Source organism: Aerosakkonema funiforme FACHB-1375 (assembly GCF_014696265.1).
In the GTDB taxonomy this organism is placed as follows: domain Bacteria; phylum Cyanobacteriota; class Cyanobacteriia; order Cyanobacteriales; family Aerosakkonemataceae; genus Aerosakkonema; species Aerosakkonema funiforme_A.
Map to the genome: position 1 here is coordinate 1 of NZ_JACJPW010000025.1, position 17,647 is coordinate 17,647.

Genomic DNA, 17,647 nt, shown 5'->3' on the forward strand with positions numbered 1-17,647 from the left:
TAATTGTGCCGATGCACGATATGCCTACGGCACGCTGTGCGAAGGCACTCCTGCAAGTGCCTTAACAAAAGTTCATACAGTGTCGATTACTTTTGTCCGACTACTTAATGATTACCTTGGCGGCGGTTCAACAGATTTTGCGACGACGGTGAATAATTTGGCTAGTGCGGTCACAAAACTCGCCGCAGTTGGGGGGAGAAACTTTATGATGCCTAACTTGCCAAATCTAGGCGTAACTCCAGGGGCAGCTAGTAATGGGTCGCAAGTTCAACAAGGACTCGCCCAACTGACCAACTTCCATAACAGCACGTTGGCTGCAACCATACAAAGTCTAGAACAAAATCCGAACATTAACATTATCCCTGTTGATGTCAGTACTCTGTTTAGTAATGCGATCGCCAACCCTGCCAATTACGGATTCACCAATGTCACCAACAATTTGGTGCCAGGAGCGGGTACTAACCCAGCGGTGAGCGGGTTTACCTTACCGCCAGGAACTAACCCGAACGAGTATTTATTTTGGGATGCCATACATCCCACTGCCCGCGCCCACCAGTTAATTGCAGAAACAGCGCTGAAAACAACTACGGCGATTCCAGAAATGGTAAGTATCTAGCCAGGGCGTCGGGAAGAGGGAAAGTCAAAAGTCAAAAGTCAAAAGTCAAAATTCTTCCCTTTTCCCTTTTCCCTCTTCCCTTTTCCCTCTTCCCTAAGCCCTAGCCCCTAGCCCCGACGCCCTAGTTATCGGCTGTACCAAGCTTGTAAAGCTAGACGATGAACTTCGCGCCAACTGACGTTATTTTGTTTTGCCAAAGCAGCGCAATCTTCGTATTCCGGTTGCACGTTTGTAATACTACCGCTACTGCCAGCGACCTTGACGCGCACCTCACCGTAAGGAGTGATAACTCGCTGAATTTCCCGCTGCAAAATTGCTCGCATTTGGGTGGAACGGCGGATACCTAATGTTGTGGTTTCTCGAAATAAAATTGCTTCGCAAGCTTGTTGATTTTCGGGATGACAGATAACAGTTAACAATACGCCCTGACGGGATTTTTTCATAATAATCGGCTGGCTAAAAACATCCAGGGCACCAGATGCAAATAAGGCATCAAAAGTATATGCGATCGCCTGCGGACTGAGGTCATCAATTTGCGTTTCCAATACCGAAATTGTTTCCAACTCAGGCGATATACTTCCCCGACCTTCTACCCCTCTGTCCCTGAGCCCTTCTGCTAGGATTTCTTCACCAATCCAGAGGCGTAAAATATTAGGAATGGGCAACTGGCGGGAACCAGCGCCGAGACCGACGCGGTGGAGAATCATTTCCGGTGCGGGGCCAAAACTGCTGGCCAAAGTGACTGCGATCGCCACACCCGTCGGCGTACACAATTCCTTGTCTATGCCATTGCTATAAACTGGCACTTGGCGAGACTCCCACAACTTCAGCACTGCTGGTGTGGGCACTGGCAGCTGACCGTGTGCCACTGTTACCGTACCGCCCCCAGTCGGCATTGCCGAACAGTAGATTTGGTCGATTCCCAACCAATCCAATCCCAGACAAGTACCGACAATATCGACGATCGCATCGGTCGCTCCAACTTCGTGAAAATGCACCTTATCCGGCGCTATACCGTGAACCGCGCCTTCTGCTTCTGCTAATTTGCGAAAAATTGCCAAACTGGCAGCTTGCGCCCGCACGGGCAACTTAGCCGCCAAAATCAAAGCTTCTATTTCTGGCAGATGGCGGTGATGACTGTGACCGTTACTGTGATGGTGATGATGGTCATCGGTTAAATCTACATGAACTTTAGTTGCTTGCTGACCGTTACGCTGGACGAGTTCCGCTCGTAACTCGTACTCGTGAGAAATACCCAAAAGGTGGAGCTTTTCTTTTATGTAGTCCAGGGGAACACCGACATCGACCAGCGCTCCCAGACACATATCACCGGCAATGCCAGCAGGACATTCGAGGTAAGCTAGCTTGTTCATTGGTTCTCAGTCATAGGTCATCGCACGTCACTAATTTTATCGCAATATCGCCAGAGGACCCCCGTCAAACTGCGTTATGACGGGGGATGAATTGCGACCAACCAAATTAATTGAGCGCAGCGAATCCATATAGTTTGACAAAGGTATTTCCCCAAGCTATACTGTTAGCAATTATGAATTGATAAAGCGATGTTAACAGCTTTAAAGGTAAGATTGTATCCAAACAAAAAACAGCAGATAGCCTTGGCGAAAAACTTTGGCTGTTGCCGATTCGTTTGGAACTTTTACCTAAATAAGACTAATACTCAATATCAGGAAATAGGGAAAGGTTTGAACTATTGCGATATGGCCAAAGATTTGACGCAACTGAAGAAGCATGAGAATTTTTTGTGGTTAAAAGAAGCGTCATCTTCTGCATTACAGCAATCGCTTAAAAACCTAGAAACAGCATTCAAGAATTTCTTTGAGCATCGCGCTGGATTTCCAAAGTTTAAAAGTAAACATAAGAAGCAATCCCTGAGATATCCAGCAGGTTGCTCAATCAAAAAGCATGGTGTACAACTTCCCAAACTGGGAATTGTTAAAGCGGTAATCTCAAAAGAGCTAATGGGCGAAATTAAATCTGTGACCGTCTCCAAAGATAGCACAGATAAATATTTCGCCGCGATTTTGTTGGAAGTTGAAGATGTTCCAACAATTAAAGAGGGTAAGATTTCGGGAGTTGATTTAGGTCTTAATTCCTTGGTGACAGTGTTTGATGGGGAGACAACTTACAAAGTCGATCCAATTAAACCCACTAGGAAATACGCTAAACGACTGAGACGAAGACAACAATCATTATTTCGGAAAAAACTTGGCTCTAACAACCGGAAAAAGCAGGTTAAGAGGGTAGCCAAGGTTCATCATAAAATAGCAAATACAAGACAAGATTTCCTCCACAAAATCTCTCGTAAATTAGTTGACGAAAACCAAGTCATTGTAGTAGAAGACCTTTGCGTAAAAGGCGTCGCACGCACTAAACTAGCAAAATCTGTTTTAGATGCTGGATTTGGAATGCTGGTAAATTTCTTAGCGTCCAAGTTGAAAAGAGTTGGCGGGATACTTGTAGAGGTTGATAGATTATTTCCTAGTACGAAGCTTTGTAATTGTTGCAAGTTTAAGAATGATTCCCTTACCCTAAATGATAGAGAATGGGTTTGTCCGAAATGCGAAACCCACCATGATAGGGATGAAAATGCTGCGAGAAACTTGCGAGAAGAGGGTATTAGGATTTTGTCAACAAATACCGATGGGCAGTCGGAATTTCAAGCTTGTGGAGAAGATGTAAGTCTGGTTAGCAATTCTGCTAAAAAGCTTTCTTCTATGAAACAGGAATCTCCCCGTTAAGCTAAAGCTATAACGGGAGATTGTCAAAGTTAACTAATGTTAGAAATTAGCCAACGAAAAATTTATGGCTACGATTTACACAATTCATCCGGATACTCCGCAAGCCCGCAGTATAGAGCAAATTAAGGATGCCCTCAAGGATGGGGCAGTGATGCTGTACCCCACCGATACCGTGTACGCCATTGGCTGCGATCTGTATGTTAAGTCGGCGGTGGAACGAGTGAGGCGCATTAAACAACTATCGAATGACAAACCCCTAACGTTCCTTTGTCCTTCTCTATCTAATGTTTCTACTTATGCGTGGGTGAACGACTCCTCCTACAGAATTATGAAGAGTTTGATTCCAGGGCCATACACATTTATATTACCGACAACTAAGTTAGTGCCTCAGCTGGTAATGAATCCCAAGCGCAAAACTACTGGGATTAGAGTCCCGAATCATGGGGTATGTTTGGCTTTGTTAAATGCACTGGGCAATCCGATTATTTCTACTTCGGCGCACGTACTCAGTGATGAACAGTATGCGCCGATGCCTGGGGTGGAAAGCAATGGCTTTTTCTCGCGGGTGGAACTGTTTGACCATTTGGAAAAGCTGGTCGATGTAATCGTGGATAACGGACAGGAACCGGGATATGAGGGTTCGACGATTCTGGATTTGACGGGGGAAGAACCTGTTGTGGTACGGCAGGGCTTGGGATGGGAGGAAGTTACTGCTTGGGTTGTTTGAAGCGAATAGGGGCTAGGGGCTAGGGACTAGGGACTAGGGACTGGCGACTGGGGAGAATATAGGTTTTTAAATCGAGTTTGGTGTGATTTTTGAAGAAGTTTTGAAGAAAAAGTATTAAGTGTGAAGTAAACGTGAAATTCGATCGCTCCTCAGTTATTTGTGCCAATGATGGATGACTGATGAGAAATGACCGCTCGTTACCAGTTGGCTGACTGTCCACTGGATAGACGATCGCGATCGCAACTGGCAGATGTGCGATCGTATGAAGTGTAAATGCCTAAAACTCTCTCTGCACAATGAATTAGGCTGGTTCTATGCGCTCTCTGAGAACCTACTCGCTTCAAGGGTTCCCAGAGCTGATTTTTGACCAATGAAAGAACAGGGACACCGCCATAACTGCGGCAAATTCAGACTGCTTAGAGTCTAAATGTAAGCGATTGAGGCAACACCAGTTGCAGCCAACTTTCCTCAAACGCTCAAAGACTCTCAGTCCTTTATGGTGTCATCTCTCCAATTAACTATGAAAACCGCATATAGAAATTTCCCTACCGCAACTCTAGAAGCTCTACCAAAAACTACTGTTATGGACATCCACCCTTCAGAGCAAGAGTCCGAAATGGACAGCGTTGCCCTCGCCAACGAAATTTCTCAAGAATTGCAAGCTCAAATTCAGTCAGACAGGGGGGTAAAAATATCCAGCGCTGCTGTCAAAGCAGTGGCAAATCGATTAGCTAACGAGGTGGAAAGAATTTGTCGCCAAAGTTCGCGCATCCAAAAATCCGGTCAAATTCGCTCTTGGCAACTAACTTTGGCGCGACACCGGTTGCAAAAGTGTCTGTCCTACTACAATCTCGGTTCCAAACAAGGGCGCGTCGAACTGCACAGCACTTTGGGTGCGATCGTCTACCGCTACATTACACCGATGCGTCAGCCGTTAAGCTTCCAAGCTCGCTATCACTTAGTCGAAGACTTTTTACAAGGCTTTTTCATGGAGTCGCTCAAAGCTTTCCGCAGAGAAACGGAGCTTCCAGAGGATTACACGCCGCGCAACTCGCTGGAAGTAGCGGAATATCTCGCATTCACGGAACAATATGCCAGACGGCGAATCAATTTGGGCGGCGGTGCCAGTCAACAATTAATTATACTCCGCGCCCAAACTTTCTCTCGCCGCCAACCGGCGGAGACTGCGGTGGATATGGAGTCAGCTGCTGAATCTCCTAAAGGTGAAGAGGCGGAAACTGTACGACGCGACCCGGCGATGCAGCAGGTGCGTGCTTCTATGGTGGCGGAAACAACCGATCCGGCGGAAGCGGTGTTGCGCGATCGGCTGATATCGGAATTGATAGAATATCTGGAATCTCAAGGTCAATCAGATTGCGTCGATTATCTGACTTTAAAATTGCAAGACCTCTCTGCACAGGAAATCGACGAAGTTCTCGGTCTGTCTTCCCGTCAGCGCGACTACCTGCAACAGCGCTTTAAGTACCATGTGGAAAAGTTTGCCCGCCTGCATCAATGGCAATTAGTACATCAATGGTTAGGTGCGGATCTCGATCAAAAGCTGGGGATGAATACTCGGCAGTGGGAAGCGTTTTGGCAAAAACTCACGCCACAGCAGCAGCAACTGTTGGAACTCAAACGTCAAGGAGTTAGCGATCGCGAAATCGCCTCTGCCCTCAAATGGACTGCCAAACAAGTGGAAAAGCGTTGGTCTCAGCTTTTGGAACTCGCTTGGCAAGCTCGCAACAGCAGCACTTCTACCCAAAAATAGCGATGCAAAGTTTTCCAGGGAATCGGTTGATTTTAGTTTAGTACAGATGCGATCGCGTCTGTACTTTGGCTTATCCCACGGCTATGATTAAGTTTTTTTTACATATTTGTTTGTTTTTGTTAACTCTTTTGTTGAGGTTTGTTTAAAAAAAACTAATTTTTTTAATTTTATGTAATCTTGAATACAGCAGCTAATTCTCCTATCTACCTTGGCCTCAGCCTACGGGTAAATTTAGTTCCATATTAACTGCTACTTTCCACCAGGGTAAGACGAGTTTAGAGACATCTGCTGACTGTCAGTATATGGCTCTAACTTTCCATTGCAATTTTTAAGTTGCCGAGCTGTCACCGATCGCATTATCAGTGAGATTACCGAATCTAATTGTTAGTAAATTCACGTATTTAAATCGAGAGAGCGAAGAAAATGCTTACCCTAAACGATTATCAAATCCTACCTTTACCCATTCATGAAGGCGTAAAAACCTTAATTTATCGGGCTTATAGAGAGCGGGATAATACAAGTGCGATCGTCAAAACCCTGAAAGCAGAATATCCAACTTTAGAAGAAATTACCCGCTTGCGTCATGAATACAAAATTCTGGAATCTCTGCATATAGAAGGAATTATTAAAGTATATAGTTTGGAGAATTATAAAAACGGGTTGGCATTGCTATTAGAGGATTTTGGGGATAAATCGCTCAAAGATTTAATGACATCTCAAAAAATCCCATTACTTTCGTTTCTTTCTATCGCCATTCAACTGGCATCAATCTTGGCAGACCTACATAAAGACAAGATAATTCATAAAGATATCAAACCGCAAAATATTCTGATAGACAGTCAAACATGGTCTGTCAAAATTATTGATTTTAGCATAGCCACGCGCCTTTATAGAGAAACGGCGACGATCGAAAATCCCAATTTACTAGAAGGAACGATCGCTTATATCTCACCAGAACAAACAGCGCGAATGAATCGGTCAATTGACTATCGTACCGATTTCTATTCATTGGGCGTTACCTTCTATGAAATATTAACGGGTAAGCTACCATTTCAATCGAACGATCCGATGCAATTGGTGCATTGTCATATTGCGAAAAAACCAGTACCGCCTCATCAAGTAAACCAAGCAATTCCAGAAGCAGTTTCAGAAATAGTGATGAAATTATTATCCAAAGCTGCGGAAGAAAGATATCAAACTGCTCTGGGATTAAAAGCAGACCTAGAAAATTGTTTGAATCAGCTATTGACAAACGGCAAAATTGAAAACTTTATTCCCGGTCAACTGGACAAATCCGCACAATTTATTATTCCGCAAAAACTTTACGGAAGGGAAACCGAGGTTGACCAACTTCTGAAAACATTTCTTCGCGTTGCTGCTGGTACAACAGAAATGATTCTGGTCAGCGGTTATTCAGGAATTGGCAAAACTTCCGTCGTCAATGAAGTTCACAAACCGATTGTGGGAGTGCGAGGTTATTTTATTTGGGGCAAATTCGACCAATTAAAGCGCAACATTCCTTACGCCGCTCTTATTCAAGCATTTCAAGAATTAATGCGGCAGATTTTAACAGAAAATACTGAAAAAATCAAAAATTGGAAAGACGAACTTTTAGATGCGATCGAGCAAAATGGGCAAGTAATTATTGATGTAATTCCCGAAGTTGAAAAAATTATTGGGAGACAGCCTGCCGTACCGCAAATGGGCCCAACTGAATCCCAAAATCGCTTCAATCGGGTGTTTCAAAAATTTATTCAGGTATTTACAAAACCAGAACACCCGCTAGTCATATTCTTAGATGATTTACAGTGGGCAGATTCGGCTTCTCTGAAGTTGATTCAGAGCATCATGACCGACTCGGATATCAAATATCTATTGACGATCGGCGCGTATAGAGACAACGAAGTAAATCCAACTCATCCTACCATTCAAACTATAGAGAAAATTCAACAAGCTGGGACATCGGTCAGTAATATCGTCCTACAACCTCTAAATTTATCTCACGTCAGCGAACTATTAGTCGATACCCTCGATCGAGGAAAAACTTTACCCAATCGCCTGTACCCACTAGCAGAACTACTTTTCAACAAAACTCAGGGTAATCCCTTCTTCTTAACGCAGCTGCTGCAAACTCTTTATGCCGAAAAACTATTGCATTTCGACTTCAGCGAAGGGCGATGGCTTTGGGACATAGAACAAATTCAAAGTATTGGAATTACCGATTACAATGTCGTCGAACTCGTTGCTAGAAATATTCAAAAATTATCTGATAACGCAATTAATATTTTAAAATTAGCTGCCTGCATTGGCAATCAATTTAATTTAGATGTGCTTGCCATTGTCAATGAGAAATCTGTTATAGAAACTGCCAACGATTTGTGGGAAGCACTGCAAGCAGGTCTAATTCTGCCTCTAAGCAATACCTACAAAATTCCTCTGGCGATTCGTCAAGAGTCATCAGTGATAAGTCATTTGGAAATGACTAATGATCGAGAACAAATCTCAATTAGCTACAAGTTTCTCCATGACAGAGTTCAGCAAGCAGCTTATTCGCTGATTCTGGACGATCGCCAGAAAGCAACTCACCTGAAAATTGGTCAACTGTTGTTGCACAAAACATCTAAATACGCGCTAGAAGAAAATATCTTTGATATTGTCAACCAGCTAAATATCGGTGTTGAACTGCTGGTCAAACAAGCAGAAAAATATGAACTGGCAAAACTTAATTTAATCGCTGGCAAAAAAGCAAAGTCAGCCACTGCAATAGAAGCCGCTGTTAAGTATTTAAATGTAGGTTTGGAACTTCTGCCAGAGTCGAGTTGGGATACCGATTATAACCTTACGCTTGATTTGTATGTAGAAGCGGTGGAAGCTGAATATCTCAATACCAACTACGAAAGAGGAGCGGCACTTTCTGAAGTAGTTCTCCACAAAGCTAAAACTCTGCTAGAAAAAGTTCCAGTATATGAAACAAAAATCCTGTTTTATATATCTCAAAATCATTTGCAAGAAGCCATAGATACAGCATTGCAAGTTCTGCAAATGCTTGGTGTGCGGTTGCCGAATCGACCGGGAAATCTCAATGTTATTGTTGCTCTAATTCAGACCAAATTAATTTTGGGAAGAAAACGCATAGAAAATTTAAGTAAACTTCCAGAAATGACAGATGCTTCTAAGCTGGCAGCCATGCGAATTTTGAAGAGCGTCGCTGCGCCTGCGTTTATTGCAAATCCGGCAATAGGATTACTGGTTATTTTAACGATGGTAAACCTTTCTATTAAATACGGTAATTCGTCTGTTGCCGCGTTTGCCTATGTTTTTTATGGCATGATTTTGTGTGGTGCGTTAGGAGATATCGATTCTGGATATAAATTCGGTCAACTGGCTTTAAGCGTGTTGGATCGGTTTGATGCCTATGCTCTGAAAGCCAAAGTTATCAGTATGATTAACGGTTATATTATCCCGTGGAAAACCCATGCAAAAGAAACTATAGAACCTTTGACAGAAGCAATTCATAGCGGACTGGAAACTGGAGATATAGAATATGCCGGTTATAGTGCAACAACATATTGCCTAGCAGTATTATTTACGGGCGAACATTTGGAAAATGTCGCTCAAAAATATAAGCAATATATTGAATTAATGTCGAGGATAAAGCAGGAATTTTTGATAAACTATAAAAAGATTTGGAAGCAATTCGCATTAAATCTGCAAGGCTTGTCAGAGAATGATTGCATTTTAGTAGGGCAGAGTTTTAATGAATTAGAAATGTTGCCCGGTTTAATAGAAGCTAAAAATGGCACTTCCCTATTTGCAGTATATCTGGCTAAATTAATACTGTTTTATTTATTTAAAGATGTCGATCGCGCTTTAGAAAACGCCGATTTAGCCGCGAAATACTTAGAATCCGCTGGCGGGATGATGCTGCCTGCGGAACACAATTTTTACTATTCTCTAGCTCTTCTAGCTCGGTATCGGGATGCTTCTACAAGCGAGCAAAAGCAATATCTAAAAAAGGTGCGATCGCAGCAAAATAAAATGAAAAAATGGGCGGTTAGCGCACCCTATAACTTCGAGCATAAGTATCTGCTAGTGGAAGCTGAGAAAGCGCGAGTTTTGGGTAAAGAAGCGAAAGCGACTGATTGTTACGAACGAGCGATCGCACTTGCCAAAAAACACGGCTACATCCAAGAAGAAGCACTCGCAAACGAACTAGCCGCAGAGTTTAACTTTTTGCTTGGCAAAGAGAAGATCGCTCACACTTATTTGACGGAAGCATATTATGGCTATATTCGTTGGGGAGCGAAGAGCAAAGTCAAACATTTATCAGAAAGATATCCGGAATTTTTCGCTCGCCTACTTGCCAGGGAAACACCTAGTATAGAAGTTACGGGGACAGCAACCGTTACCACAGGAGGAAGTTCGGCGGAACTGGATTTGGTTTCGGTGATGAAAGCATCGCAAGCTATTTCCTCGGAAATTGTTCTCGACCATTTGCTGGATAAGTTGATGCAGATTGCGATCGAAAATGCCGGTGCGAGAAAAGGTTTCTTATTCTTACGTTCTCAAGTCGAATCCAGTCACGAGGAAACCTCGCCTCCTGAAACCGTCTCCCCTCAGAAAAAAAGGGGAAATAAGTTAGTGCTAGTAGCGGAAGGTTGTGTAGAAAAAGATAAAGTGCGAGTGCTACCATCTGTACCCATCGAATCTCGTCCGGATCTGCCTGTAGCAGTAATCAACTATGTGGAAAGAACTGGAGAAACGGTGGTATTAAACAATGCGACTGTTGAGGTAAGATTTGCGAGCGACACTTATATTATCAGAACTCAACCGAAGTCGATTTTATGTATGCCGATTCTCCAGCAAGGTAAACTGCGCGGGATTCTTTATTTGGAAAATAACCTGGCGGTGGGAGCTTTTACCCAACAGCGTTTGGAAATATTAAAGCTATTAGCCGCTCAAGCCTCTATTTCTCTGGAAAACGCCAGTTTTTATGAGGATCTGCAAACTTATTCCTCGCAACTGGAAAAGCAGAATAGGGCTTTGCAAGCATCGGAAATGCGGGAAAGGGAAAAAGCTCTGCAACTCGAGCAATCTTTGCATAAGTTGCAACAGACACAGGCACAACTCGTTCAGACTGAGAAGATATCTAGTTTGGGGCAATTGGTGGCGGGTGTTGCTCATGAAGTGAATAATCCCGTCAGCTTTATTGCTGGCAATCTCCATCACGCTACTGAGTACACTTCGGATTTGATCGAGCATTTATTGCTATATCAAAAGTGTTACCCAAATCCAGGAGTGGAAATTCAAAACCACGCACAAGATATTGAGATGGAATTCCTGCTGAACGATTTACCTTCTTTGCTTCGTTCTATGAAAGTGGGAACCGATCGCATTCGCGAGATTATGCAGTCGTTACGCAATTTTTCGCGAGTTGACGAAGCGGAGAAAAAGCTAGTCGATCTTCACTCTGGGCTTGATAGTACGCTGATGATTCTACATCATCGCCTGAAAGCAAAAGCCGATCGTCCGCCGATAGAAGTGGTTAAAAAGTACAGCAATTTGCCTTCTGTTGAGTGTTATCCAGGGCAGCTAAATCAGGTATTTATGAATATTTTGGCTAATGCGATCGATGCCTTGGAAGAAGCACAGGGGCAACCTCTACCTCTCCCCGTCCGACAGGGAGGGGAGAGAGAAAAGGGAGAGGGACAAGAGAATTCCCCTCTCCCTCTCTCTCCTGCCTTTCCTTCTTTCCCAATCGAAAATCCACAAATTTGGATTGCTACCGAAGTGTTCGATGGCAATAAAGTGGCTGTCAGAATCAAAGACAATGGCCCTGGAATCCGAAAAGAAGTACTGTCTCGGTTGTTTGACCCATTCTTTACTACCAAACCTGTAGGTAAAGGAACTGGCTTGGGGTTATCGATTAGCTACCAAATTGTGGTAGAGAAACACGGCGGTCAGCTGAAGTGCGTTTCGTCACCAGGAGAGGGATGTGAGTTTATCATTGAAATTCCAGTACGGCAGCAATCAAAACAGCAAATCACCCCTAAAAATAGCGAAAAAAAGAGCGAAATGGCTTGATATCGATTTCTTGTGGGTAGGGGCCTTCCCCAATCTGGATACAGTGCCTTTATACAGGCGGGGCTTATGCTCTGCCTGTCAGGGGTGTTGCTTGAGAAGGGTGGATGATACTATTGTATAGTTTTGCTAAGTTAGTGTTGTTTGTTGCATTCCCTAATCGAGATCGATCAGCCGATCCACTTAAAAAAGTTATCTATTATACACTAACGCACGCGACTTGTGAGGCGCTTATGCCAATCAACCTTCAGACTTCAAATTCAGCCCAGATAGCAAATGCTGAAGTATCAGCACTAAGGAAAGTCTTCAAAACAATTAACGCGGACAGCTGTCCGCGATATTTCAATTTTCATATGCACACCATTTACTCGGATGGCAACTTGAAGCCGGAAGAGTTGATCGATCAAGCTCTTGCGATCGGTCTGAAAGGATTTGCCATCACCGATCACCACACTATTGGCGGTTACGAGGTGGCTAAAAGCTGTTTAAATTACAGGAAACAGCAGAGACACCCCGATGACTCTGACTATTCTGTACCTCATTTGTGGATTGGCGTTGAAATTACTTCTCGGCTTCTGGGAACTGAGGTTCACATTCTGGGCTATGGCTTTGACCCAGAACACCCTGGTATGCTGACTTATCTGCTGGGTCAGAGTCCTTTGGATGCTGAGGCTGAAGCAGCTAACGTGATTGCAGCTATTCATCAAGCTGGTGGCTTAGCGGTATTGGCTCACCCAGTTCGCTATCGGCGCTCAGCTGCCGAACTAATTGCAGAAGCGGCTAGGATTGGCATTGATGGCGTCGAAACTTACTACGCCTACGGCAATCCCAACCCTTGGCGTCCCAGCCCGGAGCAAACGCAACAGGTGGAACAGTTAAGTACATCTTATGAATTGTTAAATACCTGCGGCACCGATACTCACGGTCTCAATTTGCTGCTGCGCCTCTAGAAATCGATCGGCACCATTTATTTAGCGGTAAAGAGGCTGGCTTTGCGGTTACTTTACATAACTTAGTTTTGTATCTTTTCACCGCTAAAATGCCGGCATATTCACTTAAATTTTGAGTAAATTACTGGCATTTAGTTTCTCAATTTAGCAGAGCGTTCGGGGTAGGTCAAAACACAAAGCTAAGCTCACCGTTGACTGTTAGCTGTAGCCACTGCGGCAGCAAATCATCAAAAATGGCTTTTCTGTTCTGAGTGCGATCGCTATTAAAAACCGCCAGTTTGTATGCTCATTAAGGCAAATATACCTACGCTGGCTAAAATTAATAGCGCTCCCAGAGAAATTGACTGACCCAAATGTTTTGCAGGTTGAGAATTTTTCATGACTGATTTTTTTTTGCTTAGTGAAGGATTGAATTTAAATTAACAGTATTTTCACTTAAAAATTTAAAAAGTCAAATTTCTTAAATTTACTTAATTTATCGTAAAAAAAACAGATGTAGTTACTCTAGTAAAGTCGCCCAGATCGTGGATCTAAGCGAGCGCCTAGCTGCCTATTTTTGTAGAAAGTATAAATAAATACTTTGGCATAAGAAAATTCTCAAGCGATCGTGGAAACTATAGAGTCGCGAAACACGGTTATATTAGACATCTTGGAAAATTCCTGTGGGGTAGGCATCCTACCTGCCTTTAATATTCTTTTGGAGGAGAAGTATATTGTCAAAACGTAAGTCTCCAAAGGCAAGGAGCAGATAATACCGTATAACTATGTCAAAACAGGGTGGTTATGACAATAGAAAATATATCTGTGGAGTGGGAAAAGAGGCGGGCAAGCGGTGGTATTAAATTGGCGACGCAGATATTTTTCCTGCCCCTTCTCGTAGGGAGTTGCGGCATCCTGACTAGCTTATGGCTGTGGCGGGCAGTAAAAATGGAAGCTCAAACACATATAGAGACAAAGATTAATTTAGCCGCTCAGACACTGAAAAACGAAGTGCAAGCAAGCCTGGAAGCTCGTATTGTCACATTGAGGCAGATGGCAAATCGTTGGCAAACTCAGGGACAGCCAAACAGAAGGGAATGGAAAGCAGCTGCCCAAACTTATCTGGATGTTTACCCAAATTGCCAGATTTTACAGTGGGTAGATACCTCGTTTTTGCCGCGCTGGACAATCTCAAGAGAAGGAATTGCAGACCCAGATAGAAAGTTGCACGAACAATTGCTGGCGGCGAAAGACAGCAAAAGACAGGATATTATGGTATTTCCTTCGCTTTCGCCACAAGGAAGCAAACAATTGTGGATTTATGTTCCTTTGTCATCAGAACAACGCCAGTACGGTTTCCTTTTTGCCGCTTTTACAGCAGAAGGCTTGTTCAAAACTAGATCGAATAAAGATCTTGTTCCCCAATACGGGTTAAGCGTGTTTGATGGCAATACCGAAATCTTCAGTCGCAACAAAGAGGATAGCCAAAATGCAGATGTTTGGGGAAAGGAAATAACTGTTCCCCTGGATGGTGTGACTTTGCGATCGCGCCTTTGGCCGAGTTCCCAGCTGCTAACTGAAGAACGATCGCAGTTACCGGAATCGCTGCTGACGATGGGAATTTTAATGTCAGGCTCCCTTACTTTGGCGGTATACAGCATTCAAAAAGCGGGACGACAGGCAAAACAGGTAGAGGTAGCAAAATTTACTTTATATCAACAAATCAGCGAACGCGAACAGGCAGAGACAGCATTGCAGCAATACGTACAGACGATCGATCTGGCGAATGAAGCAATTATCATTCGAGATCTGGACGATTTGGTTGCTTATTGGAATACAGGCGCAGAAAATCTGTACGGATGGAAAAAGCAAGAAGTTGTCGGCAAATACATCCACACATTTTTGAAAACGATATTTCCGCAACCATTGGAGGAAATCTTAGAAATATGCCTGCGAGAGGGACACTGGGAAGGAGAACTTATCGACACTAAACGTAACGGCAAACAAATTCCTGTAGCGAGCAGTTGGACTTTGCAGCGGGATAAAAATGGCAATCCATTAAGCATTTTAGAAATCAATAAAGATATCAGCGAACGCAAACAAATTCTGGAAGCTTTGCGGCAAAGCGAAGAACGGTTTCGCTTTGCCATTTTTTATGCACCGTTACCGCTAATCATTTATGCGGAAGATGGAGAGATAGTAACGGTCAATCAAGCATGGACAGAATTGAGCGGTTATCGTCAGGAGGATATTCCCACGATTGCTGATTGGACAGAAAAAGCGTATGGAGAAAGAAAACAACTCGTCAAAGCAGATATCGACAGATTATATAACATTAACAGCCAATTAGCAGAAGGCGAATATGTCATTACCGCATCCAATGGTTCGCAAAGAATTTGGGAATTTAGTTCGGTTCCTTTGGGTCAATTACCGGATGGGAGACGGTTGGTGATGAGTATGGCGGTAGATATTACCGATCGCAAACAGGTGCAGTCTGTTTTGCAGCAGTCGTCAGCGCAAATCAGACAAAAAGCAACTGAACTGGAGGCAGCTTTACAAGAACTGCAAAATACCCAAGCGCAGCTGATTCAAAGTGAAAAAATGTCTTCTCTGGGTCAACTGGTGGCTGGTGTGGCGCACGAAATTAACAACCCGGTTAACTTCATCTACGGCAATATAGCTTATGCGAGAGAATATGCGGAAGATTTATTAAGACTGGTACAAATTTATCAAGAGGAATATCCCTATCCGAAAGAAAGAATCGCAGAGGAAATTGAAGCGATCGACTTAGAATTTATGATGGCGGATTTGCCCAAAGTTCTCGCTTCTATGAAGGTAGGATCAGAACGCATCCGCGAGATCGTTCAGTCGTTGCGCCACTTCTCCCGCTTAGACGAGTCGGAAAGGAAAGAGGTTGATATTCACGAAGGCATTGATAGTACGCTGATGATTCTGCAAAACCGATTGAAAGATAAACCAGATCGTGTCGGTATTCAAGTTATTAAAGAGTATGGCAAATTGCCTTTAGTGGAGTGCTACGCCGGACAACTCAACCAGGTATTTATGAATCTGCTGACTAATGCGATCGATGCTTTGGAGGAATCCAACAAAAGGCGATCCGATCGGGAAATTCAGGCTAATCCCAACACAATTACTATTCGCACCGAAATAGTGTGCTGTCAGAAGTCAGCCGCTAGTGGAAATCCCCCCCTCTTCCCCTCCTCATCTACGGAGGAAGAAGAAAAGAGGGAATCTGACAAAAAAGAACTGAGAACTGACAAAGTAGTGATTCGCATTGCCGACAATGGCCCAGGCATAACGGAAGAGGTACGCAAACGCCTTTTCGATCCATTTTTTACTACTAAACCGATCGGCAAGGGAACGGGATTGGGTTTGTCGATTAGCTACCAAATTGTAGTAGAAAAGCATGGCGGTAAATTGGAATGTTACTCCCAACCTGGGTTAGGATCTGAGTTTGCGATCGAAATACCCCTGCGCCAACCCAAAATGTCATAATTGCAGATTTGAGATTTCAAATTTTAAATTTATTTCTATTTGCAATCTAAAATCTGAAATCTAAAATCTAAAATCTGAAATTATTAGTGGGTTAGCCCGTGTTCGAGGGCGTAGCGCACTAACTCGGTGCGGCTGTTGGTGCCGGTTTTGCTGAATAAGCGGCTGACGTATTTTTCGACATTGCGAACGCTAGTTTCCAGACGACGGGCGATTTCTTTGTTCATCAATCCTTCTGCCACTAAGTCGAGGACGCTTTGTTCTCTGGGGGTGAGGTCTATTTTGATCGGTGAGGCAGTTTGCGCGATCGCAGGTCGCTGTTTCAATTGTTCCCTAATTTCCGCCAACTGACGCGCTATTTCGTCCAGGTTAGTGCCTTCAGATGGCTTATCGGTAGCGCCTCTGCGTTCCAGCAAATTTTCGACGATCGCAACTAACTCATCCGGGTCAAATGGTTTGGACAAATACGCATCGCAACCGGCATTGTAGCCTTGGATGCGGTCTTTCGTCATGCCTCTCGCGGTCAAAAATACTACCGGCAATGTCTTGAAGCGAGGGTCTTCCCGCATTTGCTTGAGGAACTGATAGCCATCGACTTGCGGCATCATGACATCTGTAATTACCAAGTCGGGCGTATGTTGTTGCAGTTTTTGCCAGCCTTCGTTGGCGTTAGCCGCAACGTCAACGCTAAAATCGCTGTCTTCCAGATAAGCTTGCACCGCTTCCCGCAGTCCGGGTTCGTCATCGACCAGTAACAGTTGTCCCGTCATTTGCAATCACCTTTGCGCTCTACTATTTTTAAATGTACATAAATCGGTAATTCGGTTATCCACCCTTAGACCGAACTTGACTTATATTATTTATTATGGTAAAAATGTCTGGCTTAAGGGCGATCGACCCTGGCGAGGAAGATAGCAGTTTTTTGTGTACCCTGTCCCCCTGATACCAAATCCGCTTCAATTTTATAATTAGCCATACAGATAATCTGGTCAAATTCTTTCGTTTTTGCTTGAGTACCCACAAAGTATTTCATATGTTGCCACCAGCAAGAGAAAAAATAGATTCCCATCAAAGGCTTGTTTTGTCGGAGCGTGATAGAGACTTATTTATGTCAGTTATGGAAAATCCACCCGCACTGAAGGGCAAACTAAAATCCGCTATTAAACAATATAAAGATAAGTACAGTAAGTAATAGTGAGATGGAATTATTAAGAAAAACTGTCAGAGCGATCGCATCTGTAATTTTAGCCA

General features: G+C 43.6%; 11 protein-coding genes. 8 read left to right on the forward strand and 3 right to left on the reverse strand.

From position 1 onward, the window contains the following. Nucleotides 1-616: SGNH/GDSL hydrolase family protein (locus H6G03_RS11530; RefSeq protein WP_242060384.1), on the forward strand; the 616-nt coding region annotated here is incomplete at its 5' end. Nucleotides 617-741: 125 nt separating this feature from the next. On the opposite strand, the gene larC is transcribed toward H6G03_RS11530, so the two are convergent. Next, nucleotides 742-1,989: a nickel pincer cofactor biosynthesis protein LarC gene (gene larC / locus H6G03_RS11535; RefSeq protein WP_190464518.1), complete on the reverse strand. Its 1,248-nt coding sequence runs from the start codon at nt 1,987-1,989 to the stop codon at nt 742-744. A gap of 189 nt (nt 1,990-2,178) precedes the next feature. Here larC and H6G03_RS11540 point away from each other — a divergent pair, with 189 nt between their 5' ends. The 6 genes from H6G03_RS11540 (at nt 2,179) to H6G03_RS11565 (ending at nt 16,399) form a co-directional block, all read left to right on the forward strand. Continuing rightward, on the forward strand, nt 2,179-3,375 hold the full coding sequence (locus tag H6G03_RS11540; RefSeq protein WP_190464519.1) for an RNA-guided endonuclease InsQ/TnpB family protein: 1,197 nt from the start codon (nt 2,179-2,181) through the stop codon (nt 3,373-3,375). Nucleotides 3,376-3,439: 64 nt separating this feature from the next. Continuing rightward, nucleotides 3,440-4,102 carry an L-threonylcarbamoyladenylate synthase gene (locus H6G03_RS11545; RefSeq protein WP_190464520.1) on the forward strand — a complete coding sequence of 221 codons (663 nt, stop codon included), beginning with the start codon at nt 3,440-3,442 and terminating at the stop codon, nt 4,100-4,102. Nucleotides 4,103-4,622: 520 nt separating this feature from the next. After that, nucleotides 4,623-5,873 (forward strand): HetZ-related protein, encoded by a 1,251-nt coding sequence (locus H6G03_RS11550; RefSeq protein WP_190464521.1) that lies wholly within the window; start codon nt 4,623-4,625, stop codon nt 5,871-5,873. A 423-nt stretch (nt 5,874-6,296) separates the two neighbouring features. After that, nucleotides 6,297-11,957, forward strand: coding sequence for a trifunctional serine/threonine-protein kinase/ATP-binding protein/sensor histidine kinase (locus tag H6G03_RS11555; RefSeq protein ID WP_190464522.1), 5,661 nt, complete (start codon nt 6,297-6,299; stop codon nt 11,955-11,957). Nucleotides 11,958-12,187: 230 nt separating this feature from the next. After that, a complete protein-coding gene (locus tag H6G03_RS11560) occupies nt 12,188-12,904 on the forward strand; it encodes a PHP domain-containing protein (protein WP_190464523.1) in 717 nt (238 codons plus the stop codon). Nucleotides 12,905-13,687: 783 nt separating this feature from the next. Beyond that, nucleotides 13,688-16,399 carry a PAS domain S-box protein gene (locus H6G03_RS11565; RefSeq protein WP_190464524.1) on the forward strand — a complete coding sequence of 904 codons (2,712 nt, stop codon included), beginning with the start codon at nt 13,688-13,690 and terminating at the stop codon, nt 16,397-16,399. A gap of 83 nt (nt 16,400-16,482) precedes the next feature. Here the strand turns inward: H6G03_RS11565 and H6G03_RS11570 are convergent, their stop codons facing one another. Together H6G03_RS11570 and H6G03_RS11575 are read right to left on the reverse strand one after the other, a co-directional pair. Beyond that, on the reverse strand, nt 16,483-17,166 hold the full coding sequence (locus H6G03_RS11570) for a response regulator transcription factor (protein ID WP_190464525.1): 684 nt from the start codon (nt 17,164-17,166) through the stop codon (nt 16,483-16,485). Nucleotides 17,167-17,279: 113 nt separating this feature from the next. Next, a complete protein-coding gene (locus tag H6G03_RS11575; protein ID WP_190464526.1) occupies nt 17,280-17,429 on the reverse strand; it encodes a hypothetical protein in 150 nt (49 codons plus the stop codon). On the opposite strand from H6G03_RS11575, the gene H6G03_RS39475 reads away from it, so the two are divergent. After that, entirely contained in the window at nt 17,430-17,588 is a 159-nt protein-coding gene (locus H6G03_RS39475; RefSeq protein ID WP_190464527.1) for a type II toxin -antitoxin system TacA 1-like antitoxin, read from the forward strand. Nucleotides 17,589-17,647 lie beyond the last annotated feature (59 nt).